The organism is Pseudomonas sp. YNh (genome assembly GCF_037993085.1).
GTDB lineage: Bacteria > Pseudomonadota > Gammaproteobacteria > Pseudomonadales > Pseudomonadaceae > Aquipseudomonas > Aquipseudomonas putida.
In genome coordinates this window covers 74,866-99,870 of record NZ_JBBMRJ010000018.1, presented here as the reverse complement: position 1 = coordinate 99,870, position 25,005 = coordinate 74,866, and the positions used below count along the sequence as shown (strand labels likewise).

Genomic DNA, 25,005 nt, shown 5'->3' with positions numbered 1-25,005 from the left:
AAAAGCTCACGTATCTTTTCTTGGCCCGGTGGGCCAGTGCAACAGGGGGCCTTCGCCATGCTGACCCTGCTCAACCTGCTCTCAGCCGTGACGCTTCTGGTCTGGGGCACCCATATCGTGCGTACCGGCATCCTCCGGGTATTCGGCTCGAACCTGCGGCGCATCATCAGCCAGAACATGGACAAGCGACCGCTGGCGTTCATCGCCGGCATTCTGGTCACCGCCATGGTCCAGAGCAGTAACGCCACGGCCATGTTGGTCACATCTTTCGTCGGTCAGGGCCTGATGGCCATGACCCCGGCCCTGGCGATCATGCTGGGTGCCGATGTGGGTACCGCGCTGATGGCCCGTGTACTGACCTTCGACCTGTCGTGGCTGTCACCGCTGCTGATTTTCCTGGGCGTAATCTTCTTCCTCTCGCGCAAACAGACACGGGCAGGCCAACTGGGCCGGGTTGGTATCGGGCTTGGCCTGATCATTCTGGCACTGGAACTGATCGTGCAGGCAGCTGCACCGATCACCCATGCCCAAGGCGTTAAAGTGCTGTTCGCTTCACTAACCGGCGACATCATGCTGGACGCCTTGGTCGGCGCCATGTTCGCGATGGTTTCCTATTCCAGCCTTGCCGCCGTGCTGCTCACCGCAACGTTGGCAGGCGCCGAAGTCATCAGCCTGCCGGTGGCCATCGGCCTGGTGGTCGGCGCCAACATCGGCAGTGGCTTGCTGGCCTTCATCAGCACCAGCATGCAGAACACCGCCGGGCGCCGGGTGGCCTTGGGCAGCCTGCTGTACAAGCTGCTCGGCCTGCTGCTGATCATTCCCGTGCTGCACCCGCTGGTGGAGTGGATGGACTCCCTCAGCTTCAGCCCGCAAGAGCTGGTGATCGGCTTCCACCTGCTCTACAACACACTGCGCTGCCTGCTCATGCTACCCACAGTCAAACTGATGGGCCGGCTATGCAATACCCTGCTGCCCGAGCGCGAAGCCGGCAACGGACAAGTGCGCCCACGCCACCTCGACGCCTCGGCACTGGAGACGCCCAGCCTGGCCTTGGCCAACGCCTGCCGCGAAACCCTGCGCCTGGGCGATATCGTCGACAGCCTGCTCGAAGCCGTGCTCGGTGCCCTGCGCGGCACCCAGACCGCCCTGCCACAGCAGGTCCGCGTCCTGGGCGAAGACGCCGAAGCGCTGTACAGCGCGATCAAGCTGTACCTGGCGCAAATGTCGCGCGAGGACCTCAGCGAGCCGGACAACCGCCGCTGGGCCGAGATCATCGAGCTGGCGATCAACCTCAAGCTGGCCTGCGACCTGATCGAGCGCATGCTACGCAAGGTCCAGCAGCAGAAAACCAGCCAGCGCCGGGAGTTTTCCCAGACAGGCCTGGAAGAGCTCACCGGCCTGCAGGAGCAATTACTGGCCAACCTGCGCCTGGGTCTGTCGGTGTTTCTCAGCGCCGACCCGGAGAGCGCCCGCTTGCTGCTGCGTGAAAAACGCCGTTTTCGCGCCCAGGAACGGCGCTTGGCGCACGCCCATGTCAGCCGCTTGCAGCGTAAGGTGGTGCAAAGTATCGAGACCAGTTCGCTACACTTGGAGCTGATTGCCGACATGAAGCGGTTGAACTCTTTGTTCTGCAGCAGTGCCTATGTGGTACTGGGCGGCTCGGACACCGGCGGCCTGATGCTCGACAGCGTGCCGGACGAAGCCCGTCTGCCCTGATTTTGCCTACCAGAGGATTCTCGCTCGCCCATGCGTTGCCTGATGTTCGTTTGTCTGCTGATCTGCAGCCTGTCCTCATTGGCCCTCGACCGCTCACGCGTTGAGGGCTACCTGCTGCCCAACGGCCTGCAGGTCATCCTGAAAGACGGCTACGAGCGTGACCATGTGGCGATCCGCCTGGTGGTCGGGGTCGGCCTGGACGACTTCGATTGCGAGCAGAAAGAACTGCCGCACCTGCTTGAGCACCTGCTGTTCAGCGGCATCGACGAAACAGGCGAGGGCGGCCTGGAAGAGCGTTTGCAAACGCTGGGCGGCGAGTGGAACGCCTATACCAGCAGTGCCGACACCACCTTCGTGATCGAAGCCCCGGCGCGCAACCAGCGCAAGGTACTCGACCTGCTGCTGGCGGTCATCCGCGACACCCCTATCGATGCCAAGGCCCTGGTCACCGCCAAGCGCATCATCGAACGCGAAGATGGCGGTCATTATGGCCACCTGCAGCGCTGGCTCGACCGCCAGGACATCGGCCACCCCGCCAGCGATCAGCTGGCCACCGAGCTGGGGCTGAAATGCCCGGAGCGCTCCAATATCGACGACATGACCCTGGAGCAGGTGCAAGCCTTGCGTGACCGCTGGTACGCGGCCAACAACATGACCCTGATCATGGTCGGCGGCCTCGACCGGCTGCTGCCGGCTTATCTGGAACGGACCTTTGGCGAACTGCCAGCCACCGAACCGGAGGAGCGCCGCAACCTGGAGAGCATCACCCACCAGGCCGAACAACGTCGCGACCTGACCCGGGGCTGGCTGGGTGACAGCGTCAAACTGCACTGGCTGTTCATCGAGCCGGTGCTGGACAACGACCACCAGGCCACCCTCGACCTGCTGTCGCGCTACCTGGACTGGGCGCTGTACGACCAGCTACGCCTGCGCAACGGGCTGTCCTACGGTCCATCGGTGCAGCGCGAGAGCTTTGGCGACACCGGCCTGCTCAGCCTCAACGCCGACCTTGAGCGCGATGACATCGACAAGGCGGTAAAGGTAATGCAGGCCCTGTTCGAGCACCTGCGCAAGGAAGGCCTGGACCCGGACACCTTCGCCCGCATCAAGGACGCTAGCGTCGCCAAGGAGAGCTGGAGCACCCAAGGCAACAGCGCCCTGGCCGACTATTACTGGGGCGCGCTGAACGACTATACCGACGGGCGTTTTGCCAACCCGGTGCGCAAGCTGCGCCAGGTCAGCCTGGAACAGGCCAACGCGGCGCTGAAAGAACTGCTCAGGGAAGAGGGCTACCTGCGTATCGAGAAGCCGTTGCTTGGCTACGACGAGCTTTACGGGCTGGCCGCCTTGCTTGTGGGGCTGATCCTGGCGGCAGGGTTGCTGCGCTGGCGACGGCATGGGCCTGAACGGCCGAGTGGTGCTACACGGGAGCGGTGAATCGGCGGTATCCTTTTGCCAGTACCGGCCCCTTCGCGGGCGTTAGCGCCGAACCCTATGGGAGCGGGCAAGCCCGCGAAGGGGCCGTACAGCCACCTCACCCTTTCTGTTGTAGCCCCCAATGCCCCAAATCCCCCATATCGTCCAGCGCATCATCGAACTGCTCAAACGCTACCCCGGCATCATCGCGCTCGGCGGTTTCCTCTCCGGTATCGGCAGCTTCATCCTGGTCGACCGCCAGGCCGGCCTGGCCAGCTGGGTTGCCGTACTCATGCTGGTCAGCTGGGTCTGGCTGATGCTGGAAAACACCCTCACCGGCCTGTTCGCCCGCACCTTCAACCGCGAAATCCCGCAGCCGCTGTTGCGCTACGCGACGCAGATGATCCACCAGGAAACGCTGTTCTTCGTGCTGCCGTTCTTCTTCATCACCACCACCTGGAACAGCGGCCAGCTGGTATTCACCGGCTTGCTCGGCGCCGCGGGCCTGATTTCGATCATCGACCCGTTGTACTACAAGTGGCTGGCACCGCGGCGCTGGCTGTTCCTGGCGCTGCATACCCTGACGCTGTTCGCCGCCCTGCTGACCGCACTGCCGATCATCCTGCATCTGACCACCGCGCAAAGCTTCAAGCTGGCCCTGATCGCGGCCATGGCCCTGTCGTTCCCCAGCCTGGCCAGCAGCTTCCCGATCAACAACTGGCGCCGCGCCGTGGCGCTGGTACTGGTTACCCTGTCGGTCGGTGCCGGGGGCTGGCTGCTGCGCTCCTGGGTACCGCCAGCCACCCTGTGGATGACCGAGGTGGCGGTGAGTACCGAAGTGCTGAACCGCCAGCCAGGCGAGTCGCTGGACGAGATTGCCGCCAGCCGCATCCGCAGCAGTGGCCTGTACGCCTACACCGCCATCAACGCACCCCGCGGCCTGAACGAGCGGATCTACCATGTGTGGCAAAAGGACGGTAAGGAAGTTGACCGCATCGCCCTGGACATCCACGGCGGGCGCAAGGAAGGCTACCGGGCCTGGACCCACAAGCAGAACTTCCCGCCAAACCCGGTGGGCAAATGGCAGGTCAGGGTGCTGACCGAAGATGGCCAGGTGATTGGCGTACTGCGCTTCAAGGTGGTCGACGACACGCCAGCGCAGTAAATGAAAGGGGGCGCTATGCGCCCCCGGGGCATCAACACACAGCACATAATCACCAAACAGCCCATGCCCGCTGCGCTATGATCAGCCCCTAAGCCTTAGCGCCGAGTCAATTGCATGGAGCCTATGACCACCCCCAGCGCCACCCTGGACGCCAGCAGCCAACCGGCCTGCCTGCGCATAACCGGTGACTGGACCCTGGCGCACTACGCCAGCCTCAGGCGCGAGAGCGAGCAGCTGCGCGCCCAATACCCTGCCGACACCGTCGCCGATCTCAGCCAACTGGGCCGCCTGGACACCGCCGGGGCATCGCTTCTGGCCGAGCTGCTTGGCTCCGAGCGCCTGTCACACTGCACCGAAGACCTGCCCGAAGCCAGCCGCGCACTGCTCAAGAACGTCTACTGCTCGGTCCAGGACTACTGCATCCCGGTCAAGGAACCCGAGCGCAACGTACTGCTGATGCTGCTGGAACGCATCGGCCGTGCCGTCGGCACCCTGTGGCAAGACTCCATGCAGTTGCTGGGCTTCATCGGGGTCATCCTCGAAACCCTGCTGCGCCGCGCCCTCACACCGCACCGCTGGCGCCTCACGCCGGTTGTTGCACATATCGAGCAGACCGGGCTGGACGCAGCCCCTATCGTCGCCTTGCTGACCTTCCTGGTAGGCGCGGTGGTGGCCTTCCTCGGTGCCACGGTGCTGGCCGCGTTCGGCGCGACCATTTTCACCGTCGACCTGGTGGCGTTCTCGTTCCTGCGCGAGTTCGCCGTGCTGCTGACCGCCATCCTCATGGCCGGCCGCACCGCCAGCGCCTTCACCGCGCAGATCGGCTCGATGAAGGCCAACGAAGAAATCGACGCCATCCGCACCCTGGGCCTGAACCCCATGGAGCTGCTGGTGGTGCCACGGGTACTGGCGTTGCTGATTACGCTGCCCTTGCTCACCTTCATCGCGATGATCTGCGGCATCGTCGGCGGCGCAGTGGTCTGCGCCCTGTCGCTGGACATCTCACCGGCCATGTTCCTGTCGCTGCTGCAAAGCGATATCGGCGTGCAACACTTCCTGGTGGGCCTGGCCAAGGCGCCGTTCTTTGCCTTCCTGATCGCCGCCATCGGCTGCCTCGAAGGCTTCAAGGTCAGCGGCAGCGCCGAATCGGTGGGCGCACACACCACCTCGGCGGTGGTGCAGTCAATTTTCGTGGTCATCGTGCTGGACGCCGTGGCCGCCCTGTTCTTCATGGAGATGGGCTGGTGAATGACCGGGAAAAAGTGATCGAAGCCCGCGGCATCTGCAACCGCTTCGGCTCCCAGGTTGTGCATGAAAACCTGGACCTGGACCTGTACCGTGGTGAAATCCTGGCCGTGGTCGGCGGTTCGGGCAGCGGCAAGTCGGTACTGCTGCGCAGCATCATTGGCCTGCGCCGGCCCAATGAGGGGCTGATCAAGGTGTTCGGCCAGGACCTCGCGGGCCTTGGCGAAGAGCAGCGCTCGCTGGTGGAACGGCGCTTCGGCGTGCTGTTCCAGAAGGGCGCGCTGTTCTCTTCGCTTACCGTCACCGAGAACGTAGCGTTGCCGTTGATCGAACACGCCGGGCTGTCCCGCGCCGATGCCGAGCACCTGGCCGGCGTGAAGCTGGCCCTGGCCGGGTTGCCCATTTCCGCCGCCGACAAGTACCCGTCCTCGCTGTCGGGGGGCATGATCAAGCGTGCAGCGCTGGCCCGTGCCCTGGCACTGGACCCGGACATCCTGTTTCTCGACGAGCCCACCGCCGGCCTGGACCCGATCGGCGCCGCCGCGTTCGACCAGCTGATCCTGACCCTGCGCGATGCACTGGGCTTGTCGGTGTTCCTCATCACACACGACCTCGACACCCTTTACACCATTACCGACCGCATCGCGGTGCTGTCGCAGAAAAAGGTCCTGGTGGCCGGCCCGCTGGCCGAGGTCGAACAGACCAACGACGCCTGGATTCAAGAATACTTTCACGGCCCACGCGGGCGCGCCGCCGAGCAGGCCGCCACCCGTGCCGGGCAGGAGCGCTGAGCAATGGAAACCCGAGCCCATCACGTTCTTATCGGCCTGGTCACCGTCCTGGTGGTGGCTGGTGCCATGCTGTTCGGCCTTTGGCTGACCAAGTCCAGCGTCGATGACGCCTTCAAGGATTACGAAGTGGTGTTCAACGAAGCCGTTTCCGGTCTGTCGCGCGGCAGCCCGGTGCAGTACAACGGCATCAAGGTCGGCGATGTATCCACCCTGCGACTGGACCCGAAAGACCCGCGCCGGGTACTGGCCCGGGTGCGCCTGAGCGGCGACACCCCGGTAAAAGAAGACACCCAGGCCAAGCTGACCCTGGCCGGCGTGACAGGCAACTCGTTCATCCAGCTCAGCGGCGGCACCCCGCAAAGCCCGGAACTGAAAGGCAAGGATGGCAAGCTGCCGGTGATCATCGCCTCGCCGTCGCCGATCTCGCGACTGCTCAACGACAGCAGTGACCTGGTCACCAACATCAACCTGCTGCTGCACAACGCCAACCAGATGTTCTCCGAGGACAACATCGGCCACCTCAGCAGCACCCTGGCCAACCTCGACAAGACCACGGGTGCCTTCGCCGGCCAGCACGGCAGCATCGCCCAGGCCATCGAGCAACTGGTGCAGGTGGGCAAGCAGGCCAGTGCCACGTTGGCCGAAACCCAGGCACTGATGCGCAATGCCAACGGCCTGCTGGCCAGCGATGGCAAGCAGGCAATCGGCAGTGCCGAACAGGCCATGCAGTCCTTGGCCGAAAGCACTGCCACCATCAACAACTTGCTGAAAAACAACAGCGAGGCCATCGGCGATGGCGCCCAGGGCCTGAATCAGCTCACCCCAGCCATTCGCGAGCTGCGCGAAACCCTCAACGCGCTAAAAGGCATTTCCCGGCAACTGGAGGCCGACCCGAGCGGCTACCTGCTCGGCCGCGACAACAACAAGGAGTTCCAGCCATGAAACTGTCGATGCGCCTGCTGGCCCTCGCGGCCGCGCTTAGCCTGGCCAGTGCCTGCTCAATCCTGCCCAAGACCGAACCCTTCGACCTCTATCGCCTGCCGGTAAACCAGCCCAGCCGCACGGCGGCGCCGCTGGACTGGTCCTTGCGCCTGAACAAGCCGCTGGCCAGTGAAGTGCTGGCGGGGCCCCGCATTGCCGTCATCCCGCAGGGCGATGTGGTCAGCAGTTACAAGGGCGCGCGCTGGAGCGATGCGGCCCCGGTGCTGCTGCGCAACCGCCTGCTCGATGGTTTTCAGCGCGACGGCCAGGTGCAGCGCCTGAGCGCCGACGACAGCAACCTGCAGGCCGACTACGAGCTGGCTGGCGAGTTGCAGGCGTTTCAGAGTGAATACCGCCCGGGCGGGGCAGTGGAGGTGGTGATCCGCTACGACGCGCGTCTGGTCCAGGGCCGCACCCAGCGTATCCTGGCCAGCAAGCGCTTCGAGGTCCGCCAGCCGCTGGCCGACAAGCAGGTGTCAGCGGTGGTCGCCGGCTTCGGCCAGGCCAGCGACCAGCTGGTGGGGCAGGTGGTGGGCTGGACCATTGGCCAGGCCAACCAGGCTCAACTGAAGGTTCAGGCGAAGAACCAGTAGCAGATGAAAATCGCCGCAATCACCCCGGAAAACTCGGCCAGCAGTGCGCAACCCACCGCATGGCGCACGCGCTGGATGCCCACTGCGCCAAAGTACACGGCCAGTACGTAGAAGGTGGTTTCGGTGCTGCCTTGAATCGTTGCCGCTACCAGGGCCGGGAAGCTGTCCACGCCTTGGGTCTGCATGGTCTCGATCAGCATGGCCCGAGCTGCGCTGCCGGAGAACGGCTTGACCAGCGCGGTGGGCAGGCCCTCGACGAAGCGGGTATCCAGGCCCATCCAGTTCACCGCATGACGGATACCGTCCAGGGCCAGCTCCAGGGCGCCAGAGGCGCGCAGCACACCCACCGCCACCAGCATCGCCACCAGGTACGGCAGCAGGTTCTTGGCCACGTCGAAGCCTTCCTTGGCGCCTTCGACAAAGGCTTCATACACCTTCACCCGCCTCATGGCGCCAATCACCAGGAATAGCATGATCACGCCAAACAGCGTGAGGTTGCCCAGGATCGATGACAGGCTAGCCAGCGCGGCGGCCGACAGGGTGCCAAGAAACGCCATGAAACCGCCCAGCAGCAAAGCGCCGGGGATGAAGTAGGCAAGCACCACCGGGTCCCACAGACGCAAACGCTGCATCACAGCCACCGACAGCAGGCCGACCAGGGTCGAGACGCTGGTCGCCAGCAGTATTGGCAGGAACACCATGGTCGGGTCGGGCGCGCCCTGCTGGGCCCGGTACATGAAGATGGTGACCGGTAGCAGCGTCAGCGACGAGGCGTTGAGCACCAGGAACAGGATCTGCGCGTTGCTCGCGGTGGTGCTGCTGGGGTTCAGCTCCTGCAGTGCGCGCATGGCCTTCAGGCCAATCGGCGTGGCGGCGTTGTCCAGGCCCAGGCCGTTGGCGGCGAAGTTCATGGTAATCAGGCCCAGGGCAGGGTGGCCGGGCGGTACCTCAGGCATCAGGCGGGCAAACAGCGGGCCCAGCACCTTGGCCAACCATTCGACGATACCGGCCTTCTCGGCGATCTTCAGAAAGCCCAGCCACAGGGTCAGGGTGCCGAACAGCAGCACCATCACCTCGACCGACAGCTTGGCCATGGCAAAGATGCTTTCGACCATTGCCGCGAAGATGCCAGCGTTGCCGCCTACCAGCCATTGGGCCAGGGCGGACACCGCCGCCACCAGGAAAAAGCCAAGCCAAAGGCCGTTGAGCATCCGCGTGTACCCCCTGAAAAATGCCCGAATGATAGCGTATCGCAGCCCCTGACTGGCGATCGCAGGCGAAGGCTGCGGCCTTGCGTCGCGATAGGGCCGCAACGCGGCCCAAGATCTCACAGACAACAAAAAGCCCCGACAGGTCGGGGCTCTTGGTCAAGCTGCCATCAGGCTCAGCGCTTGGCGGTTTCGCCAGCGACTACAGCTTCCTTTTTGTCGGCCATCAGCGAGGCGTAGTACTTCTCACCCTTGGCCGCGTCGTACATGCCTTCCCAGCGCGCGATGACCAGTGCCGCCAGGGCGTTGCCCACCACGTTCAGCGCGGTACGGGCCATGTCCATGATGCGGTCGACACCGGCGATGAAGGCCAGGCCTTCCAGCGGGATGCCCACGCTGCCCAGGGTAGCCAGCAGGACCACGAACGATACGCCCGGCACGCCAGCGATGCCTTTGGAGGTGACCATCAGGGTCAGCACCAGCAGCAGCTGCTGGCTCCACGACAGGTCGATACCGTACAGCTGGGCGATGAAGATGGCCGCGATGCTCTGGTACAGGGTCGAACCGTCAAGGTTGAAGGAGTAGCCGGTCGGTACCACGAACGAGCAGATCGACTTCGGCGCGCCGTACTTTTCCATTTTCTCGATCACGCGCGGCAGCACGGTTTCGGAGCTGGAGGTGGAGTAGGCCAGGATCAGCTCATCTTTCATGATGCGCATGATCTTGATCACCGAGAAGCCGAACACGCGGGCCACCAGCCCCAGCACCATGAAGGCGAAGAAGGCGATGGCGAAGTACACCAGCAGTACCAGCTTGGCCAGCGGCAGCAGCGAGCTGAAGCCGAAGTTGGCCACGGTCACGGCGATCAGGGCGAACACACCGATCGGGGCGTAGTTCATGATCATGTGGGTGACCTTGAACATGGTTTCCGAGACGGCCTGGAAGGTGCGTACCAGTGGGTCGCGCAGTTCTGCCTGCAGGCTCGAAAGGCCCAGGCCGAACATGACCGAGAAGAAGATGATCGGCAGCATTTCGCCACGCATCAGCGCTGCGAAGATGTTTGACGGGATCAGATTCAGCAGGGTTTCGATGAACGCGTGCTCATGCTGCACCTCAGCCGCAGTGGCCTGGTACTTGGAGATGTCCACGGTACCCAGGGTGCTCATGTCGATACCGGCGCCCGGGTGGAACAGGTTGGCCAGCACCAAACCCACGACGATGGCGATGGTGGTCACCACTTCGAAGTAGATGATGGTCTTCAGGCCGATGCTGCCCAGTTTCTTCGCATCGCCAACCCCGGCGATACCCACGATCAGCGACGAAATCACGATCGGGACGACGATCATCTTGATCAGGCGAATGAAGATGTCACCGGCGGGCTGGAGGACGTTGCTGATCCACCAGGCCTTTTCCGCGCTGAAGTGGTTCAGCAGCGCGCCGATTGCAACGCCCAGGACCAGACCGATAACGATCTGCCAGGCGAGGCTCAGTTTTGCCTTCTTCATGTCTTTACCCTTTGTTCTAGTGGTCATGGCACCGGACGAAAACGCCCGTGACGGAGCCATTGGCCAGCTCACGGGCAGCAAATCAATCCATCCGGCGACTTCATGTAAGGACAGCGCAGGCGAGCGACAGGGCGCTCTGGCCAGCGAAAAAGGCGGCAACTATTGCGATGGCAAGGGGGGAAATCTAATGCCGGAAACGCATACCCCATACCGCTTTCGCATACCGGTTCGCACGAAAATAGGGCGCTCGCAAGTGCTTGATTTATAACGTTCGGAATCCCGAACAAGACCAAACCGCCATATTTAGGCAGATTTGACGGTACGGGATGGAGAGGGAAGATGGCCTGTTCGACAATCCGAATGGCGGAAATGACACTTGAAGACGCGTCATTGAAGTCGAAAAAAATTGACGTGCGGTCGAGACAAAATGTGTCTCAAGGTAAAAATCGCGCAAGAGAAGAGGTGTTTTCTGCAGGGCTCCTCGGAAGTCAGATCGGCTCAGGTGTCCCTTTGACACCGCCGATCTGAGACTTCCGATTCCGCCTTTCCTGACCCGGCCCATCGCTGGAGGCACTCCCTGTACCCCTAGGCCACTCCGATCCTGCAACAATCAGAACAGCCCGGCCCCTTGGTCATGTGCTGCCCCTCCTCGGGGCGGCGCATCATAGAAGGCTGAAATATAGAAAGGTTCAGCTTCTATTACGTGACAGTCGGTGACCTTTCATCCGTACCGGCAACAAAGGCTCAGTACCAGTTCGGGTCACGCTTGAGCTGCTCCTGCAGCATTGCCTTCATGCCGTCGTCGGGTTCGCCCAGCCAGCGGTACTGCGCATGGCGAGTGGGCGACTTGTCACTCGGCAAGCCTTCGGGTACCTCCACGAGCATCCCGTAGGCATCATCCTTGTCCCAGCTGAATGCAACGATCAGCCGCTTGTAGGTGCAGTTGTCCTGCGACTCGCACAGCGGGCCTACCAGGTACTTGTCGCCATCTTCGGTCACGGCGGACATCTGCTGCTGGGCACTGCCGGTCAAGTTGACCACCCAATCAGGCAGGCGTTCCTCGCCCTTGATTGTGTCCTGCCAGGTTTCCCGGTACTCCGGATCCGAGCCGAGCAACTGGTCGACCCGGACCTGGCCGTCATTGGCCGCCATCGCCGCCGCACTGCCACCCATCAGCAGGGCGGCAGCCAGGGCTGTTGAAAGCATCCTGCTCATCTTCAACCTCGTCCACGTCCAAAGAAGAAGGAGGCTACGAACAGCACCAGGAAGACAATGAACAGGATCTTCGCGATACCCGTCGCAGCGCCGGCGATACCACCGAAGCCCAGTACGGCAGCGACAATGGCGATGATGAGGAAAGTGATAGCCCAACTCAGCATGGTGGTTCTCCTTTCTTTTTCAGAATCGGTCCGGATCGGCAGGTCAGAAGACCCAACGGTCCTGTGGTACGACATTTTCCAAGGTGGCCGGGGAGGCAGTCGCCTGGCCAGCGGGCAGCGGGTCAGCGGCCTTGACCAGGGTATTGGCACGGGTTGCCTGAATCTGCGTCAACAGTGCAGTCTGCGCTGCTACCTGCTCAGCCAGGCGCGCGGTCTGCCAGCTGTAATAAAAGAGGCCAGCGGCCAAGGTCAGCAGCAGCGCCATGCCGAGTGTCAGCATCTGGCGCAGGGGCAGTGCGGCGATCTGCGAGCGATTGACGGATTGGCGGTTCATGCCGGCTCCTCCTGCTGTAATTTTTGTTCAAACCTGAACAGGTAATTGCAGCCTGCATGCCAGCCTTGTTAATTAAATTAAATCCTTATAAATCAATTACTTAACTAGATAGCAGATGATCCCCAAGCGCGTATCCTGCACGATGGGGCCTGCGGGGTCGTGCGAATTGCACGATCAGCCTTCCACCTTGGTCGCCACCTTGAGCAAGTCGGCATCCACCCCGCGTACACCGATGATCTGCCGGGCGATCTCCACGGCGATGGTTTTCTGCTCAGCGCTGACTACCTCGCCCGATAGCCGCACCATCCCCGCTTCGCTGGCCACTTTCAGGTTCAAGCCATCGAGATTGCGGCTGAAGCGGTAGCTGTTCTGGATCTTGTCGATGATCCAGCTGTCACTCGGCTGCGGCCCGGTTGGCGCGCCCACGGGCATTTCCCGCGCCTTGGCCATGGCCGCGGTATCCAGGCTGACCAGGTTGTTGACCAGGTGTACGCCGTCGGTGGTACGCGCCACCACGCCTGCCAGCTCCTTGGCTTCGGCACTGTCGACCCTGCCGCGCAACGTCACCACGCCGTCACTGCTTTGTACTTCTATAGGGGCCTTTTCGGTGGTGCGGCTCCACAACAGCCGGGCACGGATCACCGCCGCCAGGGTGGCATCCTCCAGGCGTTGGGCGTAGGCACGTAGCTCCAGCGGGCGCTCAACCAGTTGGGCATTGACCTGGAGCTGGTTCTCCACCTGTTCGATGCCCCGGGTAGCCCGCGCCACATCTTCAGCCAGTTGCCGCTCGACCTCGTTCTCCACCTCACCTGAAAGCCGCGCCTGCTTGCCGTCCACCTCTACCTTGATACGAAATGGGTTGAGCATGCGGTTCAATGACAGCGCGGTTTGCAGGGCGCCTTCCAGGCGCGCGTCCTGCACAGGGTCGGCGAAGGCCGGGGTAAAGATTGGCAGCAGGGTAGCTGCCAAAACAGCTGTACGTAGGTAAAAGGGCATGGCAGTGCCTCCTTCGTAGGCAAAATCTGAAAATCATCGCAACCAATGTGCCACCGCGTGCCTCTAAGCAAATCATTGGAATATCGCGGTCTGCAGGCATCATTTGGCCATTGGCTAGCATGCAAAGGACAGAATCCTTCAGAATTCACCATGCAACTTGCCCGATTTTTCCCACACTATATGTAGATCTATCCTTAAGGAGCGCAGGAAATGGAATCAGCCCAGGACAACCAAGGCCGCATTCTGCTGGTGGATGACGAGTCCGCGATCCTGCGCACCTTCCGCTATTGCCTGGAAGACGAGGGCTATAGCGTGGCCACGGCCAACAGCGCCGCCCAGGCCGAAACCTTGCTGCAGCGCCAGGTATTCGACCTGTGCTTCCTCGATTTACGCCTGGGCGAGGACAACGGCCTCGACGTACTGGCGCAGATGCGCATCCAGGCACCCTGGATGCGCGTTGTGATTGTCACCGCGCACTCGGCGATCGACACGGCGGTGGACGCCATCCAGGCCGGCGCCGCCGACTACCTGGTCAAGCCCTGCAGCCCCGACCAGCTGCGCCTGGCCACCGCCAAGCAGCTGGAAGTGCGCCAGCTTTCCGCGCGCCTGGAGGCACTGGAAGGTGAAGTGCGCAAACCCAAGGACGGCCTCGACTCGCACACACCGGCCATGATGGCGGTGCTGGAAACCGCCCGCCAGGTCGCCACCACCGACGCCAACATCCTCATCCTTGGCGAGTCCGGCACCGGCAAAGGCGAGCTGGCCCGGGCCATCCATGGCTGGAGCAAGCGTGCACGCAAAGCCTGCGTGACCATCAACTGCCCGTCGCTGAATGCCGAGCTGATGGAAAGCGAACTGTTCGGCCACACCCGCGGCGCCTTCACCGGCGCCAGCGAAAGTACCCTGGGGCGGGTCAGCCAGGCCGACGGGGGCACGCTTTTTCTTGACGAGATCGGTGATTTTCCGCTGACCTTGCAGCCCAAGTTGCTGCGGTTCATTCAGGACAAGGAATACGAGCGCGTCGGTGACCCGGTTACCCGGCGCGCCGATGTACGCATTCTGGCCGCCACCAACCTCAACCTCGAAGAGATGGTGCGCGAAAGCCGCTTCCGCGAAGACCTGCTGTACCGCCTCAATGTCATTACCTTGCACTTGCCGCCCCTGCGCGAGCGCAGCGAGGACATCTTGACCCTGGCTGACCGCTTCCTCGCCCGCTTCGTCAAGGAATACTCCCGCCCCGCCCGGGGCTTCAGCGACGAAGCACGCTCGGCCCTGCTCAACTACCGCTGGCCCGGCAACATTCGCGAACTGCGTAACGTGGTAGAGCGGGCCAGCATCATCTGCCCGCAAGAACGTGTGGAAATCAGCCACCTGGGCATGGGTGAACAGCCTGCCGGCAATGCCCCGCGCGTGGGTGCAGCACTAAGCCTGGATGAGCTGGAGCGCGCCCATATCGGCGCCGTGCTGGCGGCCAGCGACACCCTCGACCAAGCTGCCAAGACCTTGGGCATCGATGCCTCCACCCTGTACCGCAAACGCAAGCAGTACAACCTATGAAGTGGCCACCCATGAAGCTGCGCACGCGGCTTTTCCTCAGCATATCGGCGCTCGTGACCGTGGCATTGCTTGGGTTGTTGCTGGGCCTGGTCAGTGTGCTGCAGATGGCCACGGTGCAGCAGCAGCTGGTTCGCGAGACCACCCATGCCTTGGAAGTGGGGCTGAAGTTGCGCCAGAACCTGGGTGAACAGCTGACCCTGATTCTTGATGAAGACACCGCCCCGGAAAGCCTGCGGCTGTTGCAGGAAAACTTCCAGGCCCTGCTAAACCAAGGGCTGGAGCAAGGCGGTGAGCGCACCGGTTTCAGCAAGGCCAGCAGCAATTACCAGACGTTCCTCCAGGCCTATCGCGACAGCGCCGCCCCCGCTCGCAGCATGGGTGTGGATCAACCGCTGGGGGCCGCGTTCAACCAGGTGCGCAGCGACCTGATCGATTCCCACAGGCAGGCATTGGACCTGATCACCCGTAGCGAGGAACGCACCCGGGACCGCGCCTTGCTGGTCAGTGGTGTGCTTGGCTTGATGGGCCTGGTGGTGCTGGTACTGGGCTTTATTACCGCGCACAACATCGCCCGGCGTTTCGGCCAACCGATCGAAGCCTTGGCCATCGCGGCCGACCAACTGGGCAAAGGTAATTTCGACGTCACACTGCCAGTCACCCAGGCCACCGAGCTGAACCAGCTGACCCGCCGCTTCGGCCTCATGGCCGATGCCTTGCGCAAGCACCAGGCCACCAACGTCGACGAGCTGCTGGCCGGCCAGCAGCGGCTGCAGGCCGTGCTCGACAGCATCGACGACGGCCTGCTGATCATCGACCGCCAAGGTCGCCTGGAGCACCTCAACCCGGTGGCGCAACGCCAACTGGGCTGGAACCACAGCCGCGTGGGCAGCAGCCTGGCCGAGGCCCTGCAGCGCCCGGAACTGGAGCAGCAGCTGCGCCAGGTGCTGCGCGGCGGCAGCCTGGACCGGCCGCCGGACGACTTGAACATGGAGGTCGATGAAGAAGCGCGCCTGCTCACCTACAGCCTCACCCCGGTCAGCCACCCGCAGGGCCCGATCCTTGGCGCGGTGATGGTGCTGCACGATGTGACCGAGCAGCGGGCATTCGAACGCGTGCGCAGCGAGTTCGTGCTACGTGCTTCCCACGAGCTACGCACCCCGGTCACCGGCATGCACATGGCATTCGGCCTGTTGCGCGAGCGGGTCAAGTTCCCTGCCGAGGCGCGCGAAAACGACCTGCTGGAAACCATCGGCGAAGAAATGCAGCGCCTGACCCAGCTGATCAACGACCTGCTCAACTTCTCCCGCTACCAGAGTGGGCTGCAGAAACTCGATCTGGCCCCCTGCGCCCTTGACGAACTGCTGGAGCGGGCGCAACTGCGTTTTGCCGAGCAGGCGGCACACAAGCAGATCGAGTTGACCAAGGAACTGGAACCGCCGCTGCCGCGCCTGCGGGCTGATGCTGCCCAGTTGGACCGGGTGCTGGACAACCTGCTGCACAACGCCATCCGTCATACCGCCAACGGCGGGCGTATCCGTTTGCATGCAAGACGGCATGCGGAGCGGGTGATCATCAGTGTCGAGGACAACGGCGAGGGCATTGCCTACGGGCAGCAGGGGCGCATCTTCGAGCCCTTCGTGCAGGTAGGCCGCAAGAAAGGGGGTGCAGGGCTGGGGCTGGCGTTGTGCAAAGAAATCGTGCAGCTGCATGGCGGGCGGATGGGTGTGTTTTCCCGGCCGGGGCAGGGGACCCAGTTCTATATGGCGCTGCCGGTTTGACAGTCGCCTGCACCGGCCTCACCGCCGGGCAGGATTACTCAGTGCTCTGCGCGTCGTGGTAGCTGCCCGCGGGTTACCAGCTCGGCAAACTGCCTGGCGTTCAGCGGCCGGGCAAACAGCCAGCCCTGGCCGTAATTGACCCCTTCACTGTTCAGCAGCACCGCCTGGTCCTCACACTCTATGCCCTCTGCTATCACCCGCAGGTGAAGGTCATGGGCCATGCGGATGATATGCGGAGCAACGCCACTGCTGGCGGCATCGTGGCCCAGCGCGTCGATGAACGCCTTGTCGATCTTCAGGCAGTCCACCGGGAGGGTCTGCAGGTAGGCCAGGCTGCAATAGCCTGTACCAAAGTCGTCGATGAGCACCTGATGCCCCGAAGCGCGCAGCGATTGCAGGTTGTCACGGGCCACCACCACATCCACCAGGCCTCGCTCGGTGACCTCGAAGGCAATCTGGCTGGGCGCCACCCGATGCAAGGCCAGCAGGCGGGCCGCCACCCGGCCGATACGCGGCACCATCACATCGCAGGCGGCCAGGTTCACCGATATGTACAGTTTGGGGTGCGAGCGCAGCAACTGGCCCAGCTGTTCGAGCACGCGCTGCAGGACAAAGTCGGTGATCTGGCGAATCTGCCCGGTGTTTTCCGCCAGCGGGATGAACAAGTCCGGGCTGGTCAGGGTACCGTCCGGGCGCCGCCAGCGCACCAGCGCTTCGGCACCCACGCAGCGTCGGCTGTCGAGTTCGAAGATCGGCTGGTACAGCACCTGCAGCTCCCCACGGCGCAAAGCATGCTGCAACTCCGAGCTCATCGACCGCCGCTGCAGGATCAATTGCAGCACCAGCCAACCAATGCAACAAGCCGCCAACACACTGCCGGGGAACAGCAGCCAGAGCATGCCGTTCATCCTCAATGGCAGGCTGGCCCGCGGGGCAATCAGCACCAGTTGGTAATCCGGCGACTTGGTCGGCATGCGGTAAATCAGGCGGTCGCTGAGTTCAAGTAGCGACTTGTGGCTTGTCGACCAGGCCGAGGGCGGCGGCCACACTTGTGGCGGCCCCAGCACGGGGATGGCGCGGGCACCGTTATCCAGCACCACCACCAGGCTGCCGCCCGGAGGCAGATCGACCACATCGGTCAGGTGCCCGCGCGAGGTGGAGACCACGAACTGGCCCCGGCCTAGCATGAGCGCAGCCAGGTTCTCGTTCGGTTCGGTGGTGGTGTTCAACCAGTAGCTGTAGGTCGGCCCCTGGATATCCGGTGCCCGCAAAGGTTCGAACGCCCGCTCATCACCACGGTTGGAGCAGGCGATATCACCATCCACGTAAGCCGCTTCATAAATGAACCGCGAACTCAGCCCCACCTGCTGCAACGCCGCCAGCATCGCTGGGCTGCAGCCACGCAAGGGCTGTGCCTGCAACAAGTCTACCCCTTCACGCAGCTGGCCAAACACTTGTTCGAGGCGGTCGAGAAAACGCTCTCCCTGAGCGTTCATCTGTTCGCTCTCGCTTTGCTTCATCTGTTGCAGGGCAATACCGATGCTGGCAGAGAGCAACAGGGCCGCGCTGGCCAGCGCTGCCAACGTGGCCAGCATCCAGGGACGGTAAAAAATTTGGCGCAGCAAGGTGATGATGGCTGACATCAAAGGCATCCAGTTGATAACTAAGGTATAGCAACTGAATCGAGAATCACCCTCACCGTCTGGCACTTCGCTGCACGCCACACTGTTTTTTTGTGGGGGGCGGCTGCCTTATTAAAACCCAAAGGTTTGCGCGATCACTGTGGGATGGTGCAAAACGGTTGCGCCTAGAGGGCTCAACGCATGCGGTTGAGCACCTGCAGCATCGCCGCCGTCTGCGCATCGGGCATGCCGTCGAAGCGCTGCGGGCGGAAGCGCATCTGGAACGCAGTGATCACATGGCGGGTGGCAACATCCAGCACCCCGGTCTGCTCGATTTGATAGCCAAACCGCGCCAGTTCCTGTTGGTACCAGCCAATGCTCGGCGGGTTGACGCTGAAGTAGGCCTGCTGCCGTGCCACGGCGTTGGCATCTGGCCAGATACCCAGCCCGGCATCGGCCAGGCGCTTCCACGGGAACAGCGGCCCCGGGTCCAGCTTGCGTGATGGAGCGATATCACTGTGACCAATGATGTGCCGCGGTTCGATGTTGTTGCGCTTTACGATGTCCTTGAGCAGCGCAATCAGCGACTGGACCTGCGCTTCGCTGTAAGGGTGCCAGACCCGGCCATTGGGTGTGTCGGTGAACCCAGGGTTGACGATCTCGATGCCAATGGACGAGGAGTTCAGCCAGGTGCGCCCCTGCCACTGGCTGTCGCCGGCATGCCAGGCACGGCGGTTTTCATCCACCAGTTGATACACCGTCGCAGGCCCGTCGCCGATCAGGTAATGGCTGCTGACCTCACCATGGGTGAGCAACGCGAGCGAGCGCTCCAGCGAAGCATTGGTGTAATGCAGGACAACGAACTGGATGCGGTTGTCCTGGTTGGCCGAGGGATGGCTGCGGTCGATGCGCAGGCCCGTCGAGCAACCGGCGACAGATAACAGCAAAAAGGAAATCAGCGTTTTTTTCAGCGTGGAAAGCACGTCAGTGGCCTCAGCGAATGAGCGCTACAGTATAACGTGCTCCCCATGGCCGCGCTTGCCGTGGGTCTGCGTTTGCAGGCTAGTTCTGCTCGACGCGGTTGCGCCCCTGCTCCTTGGCCCGGTACAGCGCCGCATCGGCGCGCTTGAGTACCTGGTCGCCGCGCTCGCCGGAGCGGAACGCACCCAGGCCGATGGAGGTGGTGATCACCACCCGCTCGCCCTTGAAGTGGAACGGGCAGGCTTCCACCGTGGCCCGCATTGTTTCCGCCACTTGAGCAGCAGCGGCCGGTGATGTCTGTGGCAGCAGCAGGACGAATTCCTCGCCACCGAAGCGGGCGATGAAGTCACGGCCCCGCAGGCGCTTGCGCAGCTGGTCGGCGACAATCTTCAACACCTTGTCCCCGGCCAGATGCCCATAACTGTCGTTGATGCGCTTGAAATGATCCAGGTCGAGGATCGCCATGGCCAGATGGCCGCCATTCTCCTGCCATTCGATTATTTCGCGCTCGACCCGCTCGCTCCAGGCCGCGCGGTTGGGCAGACCGGTCAGGGGGTCGAGCAGGGCTTTCTGGCGTTGCTCTTCCAGGTGCTCGCGGTAACCGAGCGCTTCGTGCTCCATGTTCGCCACCCGTTCCGACAACCCTTGCAGGCGCCCCGCCAGCTCTTGCTCGCGGCGGTCCCGCTCGTGCTTGTGCTCGTCCATGGTGACCAGCAGGCCTTCCAGGCGGTTTTCCAGGATGTGCTTGAGGCTATCGACGTCGGCAGCGCCCTGCACACTGCTTTGCAACCCATCGACATGCTCGCGCAACTGGGTGTCCAGCTCGCGAGCGGCGGAGCTGTTGTCAGCATGGCCGGCGCTGGCCTCGTGCAGGTGGCTCTGGAAGCCTTCAAGGCGCTCATTGAGTTGCTGCAGGTAGGTTTCGAACTCGTGCTGGCCGCTGTCGGTGATCGCCAGCATGAGCACGGCGAGGTCATCCAGCACCGGAATCAGCTCGTACCAGTTCAGGCCCCGGGCAACGCGCTCGCGCATCTCCAGCGCCTGGGCCTTGTGCCGCTCGGGCAGGCTCAGGTCATCGAGCAGGCCGATCAGGGTCTTCTCGATGTGCGCAGCAACCTGGCTGTAGGGCGGCTCTACGGCGTAGGGCAGGGCATAGGGGCCGTCTTCGCCAAAGGTTTCTTCAAGCGGTTGTGCCGGTTGTACTTCTGCCAAGGGTTCGCTGACGGCCGCTTCCGGCTCGGGCGCTTCTTCCTGTGGCAGTGGCTGGGCGGCCGGGGCGTCAATTGTTTCGATCAACGCCGGGCCGGATACCTCAAGCTCAGGTTCGGGCGTTACGGTCGCTTCGGCGCTAGAGGCTGAAAGCGGTTGCAGCGCATCCACATCGTCTGGCTGGGGGGCATCGATACTGTGCTGTGCAGCCGGGGGCGCATCAGCAGCAGGCACCGCTGCCGGCGCGGGCTCGCCTTGTGGCTCATCCTCGCGGCTACCGAACAGGCGTTGCAAAAAGCCGGGCCGGGTTTCGTCCCCCGGTTTGCCGAGGGCGGACAGTGCAAGGCCCTGCAAGCCGCTCAGCTCGCCCAGCAGGGGCGGCAGGTCACGGGACTGGGCAACGCCACCATCGAGTTTTTTTGCGAGCTTTTTCAATGGCCGCGAAATATCGCTGGGCAGCGGCAAGCCTTGCAGCTGGCCGACCAGCGCGGTCAGCGCATCGCTGACCTGGGTCATGCGGGTTTCCCGGCGCTGTTCGGAGTCCAGCACCGCTTTCTCAAGGCGCGGAATCAACCCGGCGAGGCCGGCGTCCATGTTGTCGCTGCGGATAACCTCGCGCATTTCCTTCATGCACGCGTCCACCACCTTGTCACTGCCTTCGGCAGCCAGGGTGCTGCGCACCAGACCGCGACGCAGCAGGTCGAGACGGGCGTCCCAACGGCGCTCGAGCTTTTCTTGCTGCTCGATGCTTTTAAGGTATTTTTCTTTCCAGCGCTCAGCGTCTTCAGTCATGCCCGGGTCCGCAAACGGTGATGGCAATTAGCTCAAGACCGGCAGCGTATCCACAGTCAATGCATCAGGCAATCGAATCTCGACAGCGACGGGAAGGTGGTCGGAAATTGGCCGCGCCAACACCTCGACACGCTCAAGCGTGAGGCTTGGGCTGAGCAGGATATGGTCCAGGCAACGCTGGGGGCGCCAGCTGGGGAAAGTCGCCTCGACTTGCGGGGCGATCAGGCCCAGGTCGCGCAGCGGCGAGTGCTCCAGCAGGTCGGTGGCATGGGTGTTCATGTCGCCCATCAGCACCTGGTGACGGTAACCGCCAATCAGCTCGCGGATGTAGCCCAGTTGCAGGGCCCGGGTCTTGGCGCCAAGCGCCAGGTGCATCATCACCACGATCAGCGCATCTTCGCCTTCACCAAAACGCACCAGGATCGCCCCACGGCCGGCCGGGCCGGGCAACGGGTGGTCTTCGAGCGCTTGCGGCTTCAGGCGGCTGAGCACGCCATTGCTGTGCTGGGCGAAACGCCCGAGGTTGCGGTTGAGTTGCTGGTACCAGTAGGGGAAGGCCCCCAGATGAGCCAGGTGCTCGACCTGGTTTACATAGCCTGAGCGCAGGCTGCCACCGTCGGCTTCCTGCAAGGCCACCAGGTCGAAGTCGCCCAGCAAATCACCGATTTTCTGCAGGTTGCCGGCACGCCCGTTGTGCGGCAGCAAGTGCTGCCAGCTGCGGGTCAGGTAATGCCGGTAGCGCTCGGTGCTGATGCCGACCTGAATGTTGAAACTGAGCAGCCGCAGGCGACCATCCTCGGGCAAGCCGGAGGCCTGCAGGTGATGCTCGTTGACCTGCGGCTGGTGCAGGCCAATGCCACGCGTGGTTCTGAAGCGGGGCATGGGTTACGCCGCCTACTTGGCGGCGCGCTCCTTGGCGATCAGCTGGTCGGCGACGTTCAGTACGCCTTCCGGCCCGCCAGCGGTACCCAGGTCGAAGCGGTACTTGCCGTTGACGACCAAGCTCGGTACGCCGGTGATTTCGTACTTCTTCGCCAGTTCCTTGGCCTGGTTGACCTGGCCCTTGATGGCGAACGAATTGAAGGTAGCCAGGAACTTGTCCTTGTCCACACCCTGGGTGGCGAGGAAGTCGGCCATGTCCTGCGGGTCGGTCAGGCGCTTTTTCTGGTTCTGGATGGCGTCGAAGACGGCAGCATGCACCTTGTGCTCGACGCCCATGGCTTCGAGGGTCAGGAACATCTGGCCGTGTGCGTCCCATGGGCCACCGAACATGGCAGGAACACGTTTGAAGTTGACGTCAGCCGGCAGCTTTTCAGCCCACGGGTTGATGGTCGGCTCGAAGTGGTAACAGTGTGGGCAGCCGTACCAGAACAGCTCGACCACTTCGATCTTGCCAGGCACGGAAACTGGAACAGGGTTGCTCAGCTCGAGGTATTCCTTGCCAGCAACAGGCTCGGCGGCCTGGACGGCAGTCATACCAAATACGCTGGCAGCGACCAGCGCGGCGCTGAGAATCAGTTTACGCATGCTTTACTCCTGAGCAGTCATAGGTCGCCACGACCCTACCTGCACTGAGACAGGCCGGGAAGGGATCGAGTTCTGTAGTGTAACGGCTGCGGACTGAAAAAAGGGCGGCCCGGCCGCCCTTTCATCATCGGCCTACAACATTAACTGAAGGTTAATGCAGGCCCTGGATGTAGCTGGCCAACGCCTCGATGTCGTGGTTGCTCAGCTTGCCGGCGATGGTGCGCATGGTCATGGCATCACCATCGTTGGTGCGGTTGCCTTCGCGGAAGTCCGTGAGCTGCTTGGTCACGTACTGCGAGTGCTGGCCGCTCAGGTGCGGGAAGCCGGCCAAAGCAATACCTGCGCCGTTGGGGGAGTGGCAACCGGTGCAGGCAGGCATGCCTTTTTCCAGGTCGCCGCCATTGAACAGCGAACGGCCACGTTCGACCAGCTTTGGATCGGCGGCACCCACGCTGCCTTTCTGGCTGGAGAAGTAGGCGGCGATATCGGCCAGGTCCTGGTCGCTGAACGCGGTCAGCATGCCGGTCATCTCCAGCACGGTACGCTTGCCCGACTTGATATCGTGCAGTTGTTTTTCGAGGTAACGCTGGCCCTGGCCGGCCAGTTTCGGGAAGTTTGGTGCCAGGCTATTGCCGTCGGGGTTGTGGCAGGCGCCACACACGGCCGTCTTGGCCTGACCGGCGGCGGCATCGCCCTTGACAGTTTGCGCAGCAGTGGCCGCACCTGCGACACCCAGGGTCAACAGCAGACTCACGACTAGTTTGTTCATCAGCTAATCCAACACGGCTAAGGGTGAAATGTTATGTATCGGGACTGCCGCTCATCCAAAGGATGACCAAACGGTAGTCCTCGGCACTGCAGTCCATGCACAATCCACGCGGCGGCATAGCCTTGAAACCCTGGGTCACGTGCTTCACCAGTACATCCATGCCTTGCGCCAGCCTTGGCTCCCATGCTGCCCGGTCACCCTGTCTGGGCGCCTGTGGCAACTGCCCGGTGTGACAGGCCGCACACGTGCGGTTGTACAACACCTCGGGATCCTGTGTAGCCTGTGCGCTGAAAACCGGCAGGAACATACCGACAGCAACCAGCCATTTCGCCATGCGGAACGACCTTCAGGGTTGGGGGCCGCGCTGCGTTCTGATGCGCGAGCTATTGTTCGACACCCCATGCCCGTTCCCCTTCGCTGGGAGAATGAGCACACAAAAACTGGGGCATTATATACTTCCGCCATCCAAACGGAAACGACACCGCTTGCCAGGCTCGGGCCTTCAGAGTCAGGCAACACCCACATCGGATATCCCATGCAAGTCAAGAACCCCATCCTCGGCCTCTGCCAGAAAGCCACATTCGCCCTCAGCGCTGCCAAGGTCGAACAATGTCCGGAAGACCAGGGTTACGAGGTGGCTTTTGCCGGCCGCTCCAACGCCGGCAAATCCAGCGCCCTCAACACCCTGACCCATGCCAGCCTGGCGCGTACCTCGAAAACCCCGGGGCGCACCCAGCTGTTGAATTTCTTCAGTCTGGACGATGAACGGCGTTTGGTCGACCTGCCGGGCTACGGTTATGCGAAAGTGCCGATCCCGCTCAAGCAGCACTGGCAGAAACACCTGGAAGCCTACCTGGGCAGCCGTGAGTGCCTACGCGGCGTGATCCTGATGATGGACGTGCGCCACCCGATGACCGACTTCGACAAGATGATGCTCGACTGGGCCAAGGCCAGCCGCATGCCCATGCACATCCTGCTGACCAAGGCCGACAAGCTCACCCATGGCGCGGGCAAGAACACCTTGCTGAAAGTGCAGTCGGAAATCCGCAAGGGCTGGGGTGATGGTGTGACCATCCAGCTGTTCTCGGCGCCCAAGCGCCTGGGCGTGGAAGACGCCTACCGCGTGCTGGCGGGCTGGATGGAGCTGGAAGACAAGCCTGTGGCCTGAGGGCCTGCGCAGACCTGTAGGAGCAGCCTTGTGCTGCGAAGAGGCCATGACAGGCTGTAGAAATCTGTTGTCCATACCGGCCCTTTCGCAGCACTAGGCTGCTCCTGCAATAGGGAGCAGCAGCGGCTGCCTGTCAAATTGCGGGCAAAAAAAACCCCGGACTTCGTATGGGGAGGGGGAAGTTCGGGGTCCAAGTCCGGACCGCTAGGGCGGGGTCCAGATATCTGCCAACACTTAACACAACATAGGAGCATCGAAGGGCTTCACCAGCCA

At 62.8% G+C, this 25,005-nt stretch carries 22 protein-coding genes and 1 pseudogene; 10 read left to right on the top strand and 13 right to left on the bottom strand.

The window, feature by feature from the left end; all coding sequences use genetic code 11:
• The first annotated feature begins 57 nt into the window (after positions 1-57).
• The 7 genes from WF331_RS18930 (at position 58) to WF331_RS18900 (ending at position 7,907) form a co-directional block, all read left to right on the top strand.
• Positions 58-1,716 (top strand): Na/Pi cotransporter family protein, encoded by a 1,659-nt coding sequence (locus tag WF331_RS18930; RefSeq protein ID WP_016497438.1) that lies wholly within the window; start codon positions 58-60, stop codon positions 1,714-1,716.
• Positions 1,717-1,746: 30 nt separating this feature from the next.
• Positions 1,747-3,153, top strand: coding sequence for a M16 family metallopeptidase (locus WF331_RS18925; protein ID WP_241800260.1), 1,407 nt, complete (start codon positions 1,747-1,749; stop codon positions 3,151-3,153).
• 121 nt (positions 3,154-3,274) lie between these two features.
• Positions 3,275-4,297, top strand: a complete 1,023-nt coding sequence (locus WF331_RS18920; RefSeq protein WP_016484295.1) for a DUF5924 family protein — start codon at positions 3,275-3,277, stop codon at positions 4,295-4,297.
• A gap of 114 nt (positions 4,298-4,411) precedes the next feature.
• Positions 4,412-5,545: an ABC transporter permease gene (locus tag WF331_RS18915; protein ID WP_041167477.1), complete on the top strand. Its 1,134-nt coding sequence runs from the start codon at positions 4,412-4,414 to the stop codon at positions 5,543-5,545.
• Complete coding sequence (locus tag WF331_RS18910; protein WP_049273090.1) at positions 5,542-6,333, top strand: ABC transporter ATP-binding protein; 792 nt, start codon at positions 5,542-5,544, stop codon at positions 6,331-6,333. Before WF331_RS18915 ends, WF331_RS18910 begins: the two co-directional genes overlap by 4 nt.
• 3 nt (positions 6,334-6,336) lie before the next feature.
• Complete coding sequence (locus tag WF331_RS18905; protein ID WP_016497434.1) at positions 6,337-7,275, top strand: MlaD family protein; 939 nt, start codon at positions 6,337-6,339, stop codon at positions 7,273-7,275.
• Positions 7,272-7,907 carry an ABC-type transport auxiliary lipoprotein family protein gene (locus tag WF331_RS18900; protein WP_197899058.1) on the top strand — a complete coding sequence of 212 codons (636 nt, stop codon included), beginning with the start codon at positions 7,272-7,274 and terminating at the stop codon, positions 7,905-7,907. Before WF331_RS18905 ends, WF331_RS18900 begins: the two co-directional genes overlap by 4 nt.
• Here WF331_RS18900 and WF331_RS18895 read toward each other — a convergent pair.
• The 6 genes from WF331_RS18895 to WF331_RS18870 all read right to left on the bottom strand — a co-directional run bounded on the left by WF331_RS18895 (position 7,889) and on the right by WF331_RS18870 (position 13,329).
• Positions 7,889-9,118 (bottom strand): nucleoside recognition domain-containing protein, encoded by a 1,230-nt coding sequence (locus WF331_RS18895; protein ID WP_016497432.1) that lies wholly within the window; start codon positions 9,116-9,118, stop codon positions 7,889-7,891. The genes WF331_RS18900 and WF331_RS18895 overlap by 19 nt on opposite strands.
• 173 nt (positions 9,119-9,291) lie before the next feature.
• Complete coding sequence (gene gltP, locus WF331_RS18890) at positions 9,292-10,620, bottom strand: glutamate/aspartate:proton symporter GltP (RefSeq protein ID WP_016497431.1); 1,329 nt, start codon at positions 10,618-10,620, stop codon at positions 9,292-9,294.
• Positions 10,621-11,364: 744 nt separating this feature from the next.
• Positions 11,365-11,835 (bottom strand): inhibitor of vertebrate lysozyme family protein, encoded by a 471-nt coding sequence (locus WF331_RS18885; RefSeq protein ID WP_041167476.1) that lies wholly within the window; start codon positions 11,833-11,835, stop codon positions 11,365-11,367.
• A gap of 2 nt (positions 11,836-11,837) precedes the next feature.
• Positions 11,838-11,999, bottom strand: a complete 162-nt coding sequence (locus WF331_RS18880) for a DUF1328 domain-containing protein (protein ID WP_003252966.1) — start codon at positions 11,997-11,999, stop codon at positions 11,838-11,840.
• A gap of 43 nt (positions 12,000-12,042) precedes the next feature.
• On the bottom strand, positions 12,043-12,333 hold the full coding sequence (locus tag WF331_RS18875; protein ID WP_049273081.1) for a hypothetical protein: 291 nt from the start codon (positions 12,331-12,333) through the stop codon (positions 12,043-12,045).
• 174 nt (positions 12,334-12,507) lie between these two features.
• Positions 12,508-13,329, bottom strand: coding sequence for a BON domain-containing protein (locus WF331_RS18870; RefSeq protein ID WP_016497428.1), 822 nt, complete (start codon positions 13,327-13,329; stop codon positions 12,508-12,510).
• 210 nt (positions 13,330-13,539) lie between these two features.
• On the opposite strand from WF331_RS18870, the gene algB reads away from it, so the two are divergent.
• Together algB and WF331_RS18860 are read left to right on the top strand one after the other, a co-directional pair.
• Positions 13,540-14,886, top strand: a complete 1,347-nt coding sequence (algB, locus tag WF331_RS18865) for a sigma-54-dependent response regulator transcription factor AlgB (protein ID WP_016497427.1) — start codon at positions 13,540-13,542, stop codon at positions 14,884-14,886.
• Positions 14,883-16,664 carry a KinB sensor domain-containing domain gene (locus WF331_RS18860; protein ID WP_016497426.1) on the top strand — a complete coding sequence of 594 codons (1,782 nt, stop codon included), beginning with the start codon at positions 14,883-14,885 and terminating at the stop codon, positions 16,662-16,664. Before algB ends, WF331_RS18860 begins: the two co-directional genes overlap by 4 nt.
• Before the next feature lie 38 nt (positions 16,665-16,702).
• Here the strand turns inward: WF331_RS18860 and WF331_RS18855 are convergent, their stop codons facing one another.
• The 7 genes and pseudogenes from WF331_RS18855 to WF331_RS18825 form a co-directional block, all read right to left on the bottom strand.
• Complete coding sequence (locus WF331_RS18855) at positions 16,703-18,307, bottom strand: EAL domain-containing protein (RefSeq protein WP_016497425.1); 1,605 nt, start codon at positions 18,305-18,307, stop codon at positions 16,703-16,705.
• A 173-nt stretch (positions 18,308-18,480) separates the two neighbouring features.
• On the bottom strand, positions 18,481-19,269 hold the full coding sequence (locus WF331_RS18850) for an N-acetylmuramoyl-L-alanine amidase (RefSeq protein ID WP_016497424.1): 789 nt from the start codon (positions 19,267-19,269) through the stop codon (positions 18,481-18,483).
• A gap of 79 nt (positions 19,270-19,348) precedes the next feature.
• Positions 19,349-21,268, bottom strand: coding sequence for a GGDEF domain-containing protein (locus WF331_RS18845; RefSeq protein WP_340623201.1), 1,920 nt, complete (start codon positions 21,266-21,268; stop codon positions 19,349-19,351).
• 27 nt (positions 21,269-21,295) lie between these two features.
• A pseudogene (locus WF331_RS18840) lies at positions 21,296-22,128 on the bottom strand (endonuclease/exonuclease/phosphatase family protein).
• Between the two features lie 34 nt (positions 22,129-22,162).
• Positions 22,163-22,795, bottom strand: a complete 633-nt coding sequence (gene dsbA, locus WF331_RS18835) for a thiol:disulfide interchange protein DsbA (RefSeq protein WP_016497421.1) — start codon at positions 22,793-22,795, stop codon at positions 22,163-22,165.
• A 151-nt stretch (positions 22,796-22,946) separates the two neighbouring features.
• Positions 22,947-23,564 (bottom strand): c-type cytochrome, encoded by a 618-nt coding sequence (locus tag WF331_RS18830; protein ID WP_016497420.1) that lies wholly within the window; start codon positions 23,562-23,564, stop codon positions 22,947-22,949.
• A gap of 31 nt (positions 23,565-23,595) precedes the next feature.
• Positions 23,596-23,898 carry a c-type cytochrome gene (locus tag WF331_RS18825; RefSeq protein WP_340623200.1) on the bottom strand — a complete coding sequence of 101 codons (303 nt, stop codon included), beginning with the start codon at positions 23,896-23,898 and terminating at the stop codon, positions 23,596-23,598.
• A gap of 201 nt (positions 23,899-24,099) precedes the next feature.
• Here WF331_RS18825 and yihA point away from each other — a divergent pair, with 201 nt between their 5' ends.
• The gene (gene yihA, locus WF331_RS18820) at positions 24,100-24,732 is read left to right on the top strand and encodes a ribosome biogenesis GTP-binding protein YihA/YsxC (RefSeq protein WP_016497419.1); all 633 of its coding nucleotides are present in this window, start codon (positions 24,100-24,102) and stop codon (positions 24,730-24,732) included.
• Positions 24,733-25,005 lie beyond the last annotated feature (273 nt).

Bases quoted from the DNA above. Each gene is read 5' to 3' on its own strand.
- WF331_RS18930 (WP_016497438.1), top strand. From the start codon at position 58: ATGCTGACCCTGCTCAACCTGCTCTCAGCCGTGACGCTTCTGGTCTGG.
- WF331_RS18925 (WP_241800260.1), top strand. From the start codon at position 1,747: ATGCGTTGCCTGATGTTCGTTTGTCTGCTGATCTGCAGCCTGTCCTCA.
- WF331_RS18920 (WP_016484295.1), top strand. From the start codon at position 3,275: ATGCCCCAAATCCCCCATATCGTCCAGCGCATCATCGAACTGCTCAAA.
- WF331_RS18915 (WP_041167477.1), top strand. From the start codon at position 4,412: ATGGAGCCTATGACCACCCCCAGCGCCACCCTGGACGCCAGCAGCCAA.
- WF331_RS18905 (WP_016497434.1), top strand. From the start codon at position 6,337: ATGGAAACCCGAGCCCATCACGTTCTTATCGGCCTGGTCACCGTCCTG.
- WF331_RS18900 (WP_197899058.1), top strand. From the start codon at position 7,272: ATGAAACTGTCGATGCGCCTGCTGGCCCTCGCGGCCGCGCTTAGCCTG.
- WF331_RS18895 (WP_016497432.1), bottom strand. From the start codon at position 9,118: ATGCTCAACGGCCTTTGGCTTGGCTTTTTCCTGGTGGCGGCGGTGTCC.
- gltP (WP_016497431.1), bottom strand. From the start codon at position 10,620: ATGAAGAAGGCAAAACTGAGCCTCGCCTGGCAGATCGTTATCGGTCTG.
- WF331_RS18885 (WP_041167476.1), bottom strand. From the start codon at position 11,835: ATGAGCAGGATGCTTTCAACAGCCCTGGCTGCCGCCCTGCTGATGGGT.
- WF331_RS18880 (WP_003252966.1), bottom strand. From the start codon at position 11,999: ATGCTGAGTTGGGCTATCACTTTCCTCATCATCGCCATTGTCGCTGCC.
- WF331_RS18875 (WP_049273081.1), bottom strand. From the start codon at position 12,333: ATGAACCGCCAATCCGTCAATCGCTCGCAGATCGCCGCACTGCCCCTG.
- WF331_RS18870 (WP_016497428.1), bottom strand. From the start codon at position 13,329: ATGCCCTTTTACCTACGTACAGCTGTTTTGGCAGCTACCCTGCTGCCA.
- algB (WP_016497427.1), top strand. From the start codon at position 13,540: ATGGAATCAGCCCAGGACAACCAAGGCCGCATTCTGCTGGTGGATGAC.
- WF331_RS18860 (WP_016497426.1), top strand. From the start codon at position 14,883: ATGAAGTGGCCACCCATGAAGCTGCGCACGCGGCTTTTCCTCAGCATA.
- WF331_RS18855 (WP_016497425.1), bottom strand. From the start codon at position 18,307: ATGTCAGCCATCATCACCTTGCTGCGCCAAATTTTTTACCGTCCCTGG.
- WF331_RS18845 (WP_340623201.1), bottom strand. From the start codon at position 21,268: ATGACTGAAGACGCTGAGCGCTGGAAAGAAAAATACCTTAAAAGCATC.
- dsbA (WP_016497421.1), bottom strand. From the start codon at position 22,795: ATGCGTAAACTGATTCTCAGCGCCGCGCTGGTCGCTGCCAGCGTATTT.
- WF331_RS18830 (WP_016497420.1), bottom strand. From the start codon at position 23,564: ATGAACAAACTAGTCGTGAGTCTGCTGTTGACCCTGGGTGTCGCAGGT.
- WF331_RS18825 (WP_340623200.1), bottom strand. From the start codon at position 23,898: ATGGCGAAATGGCTGGTTGCTGTCGGTATGTTCCTGCCGGTTTTCAGC.
- yihA (WP_016497419.1), top strand. From the start codon at position 24,100: ATGCAAGTCAAGAACCCCATCCTCGGCCTCTGCCAGAAAGCCACATTC.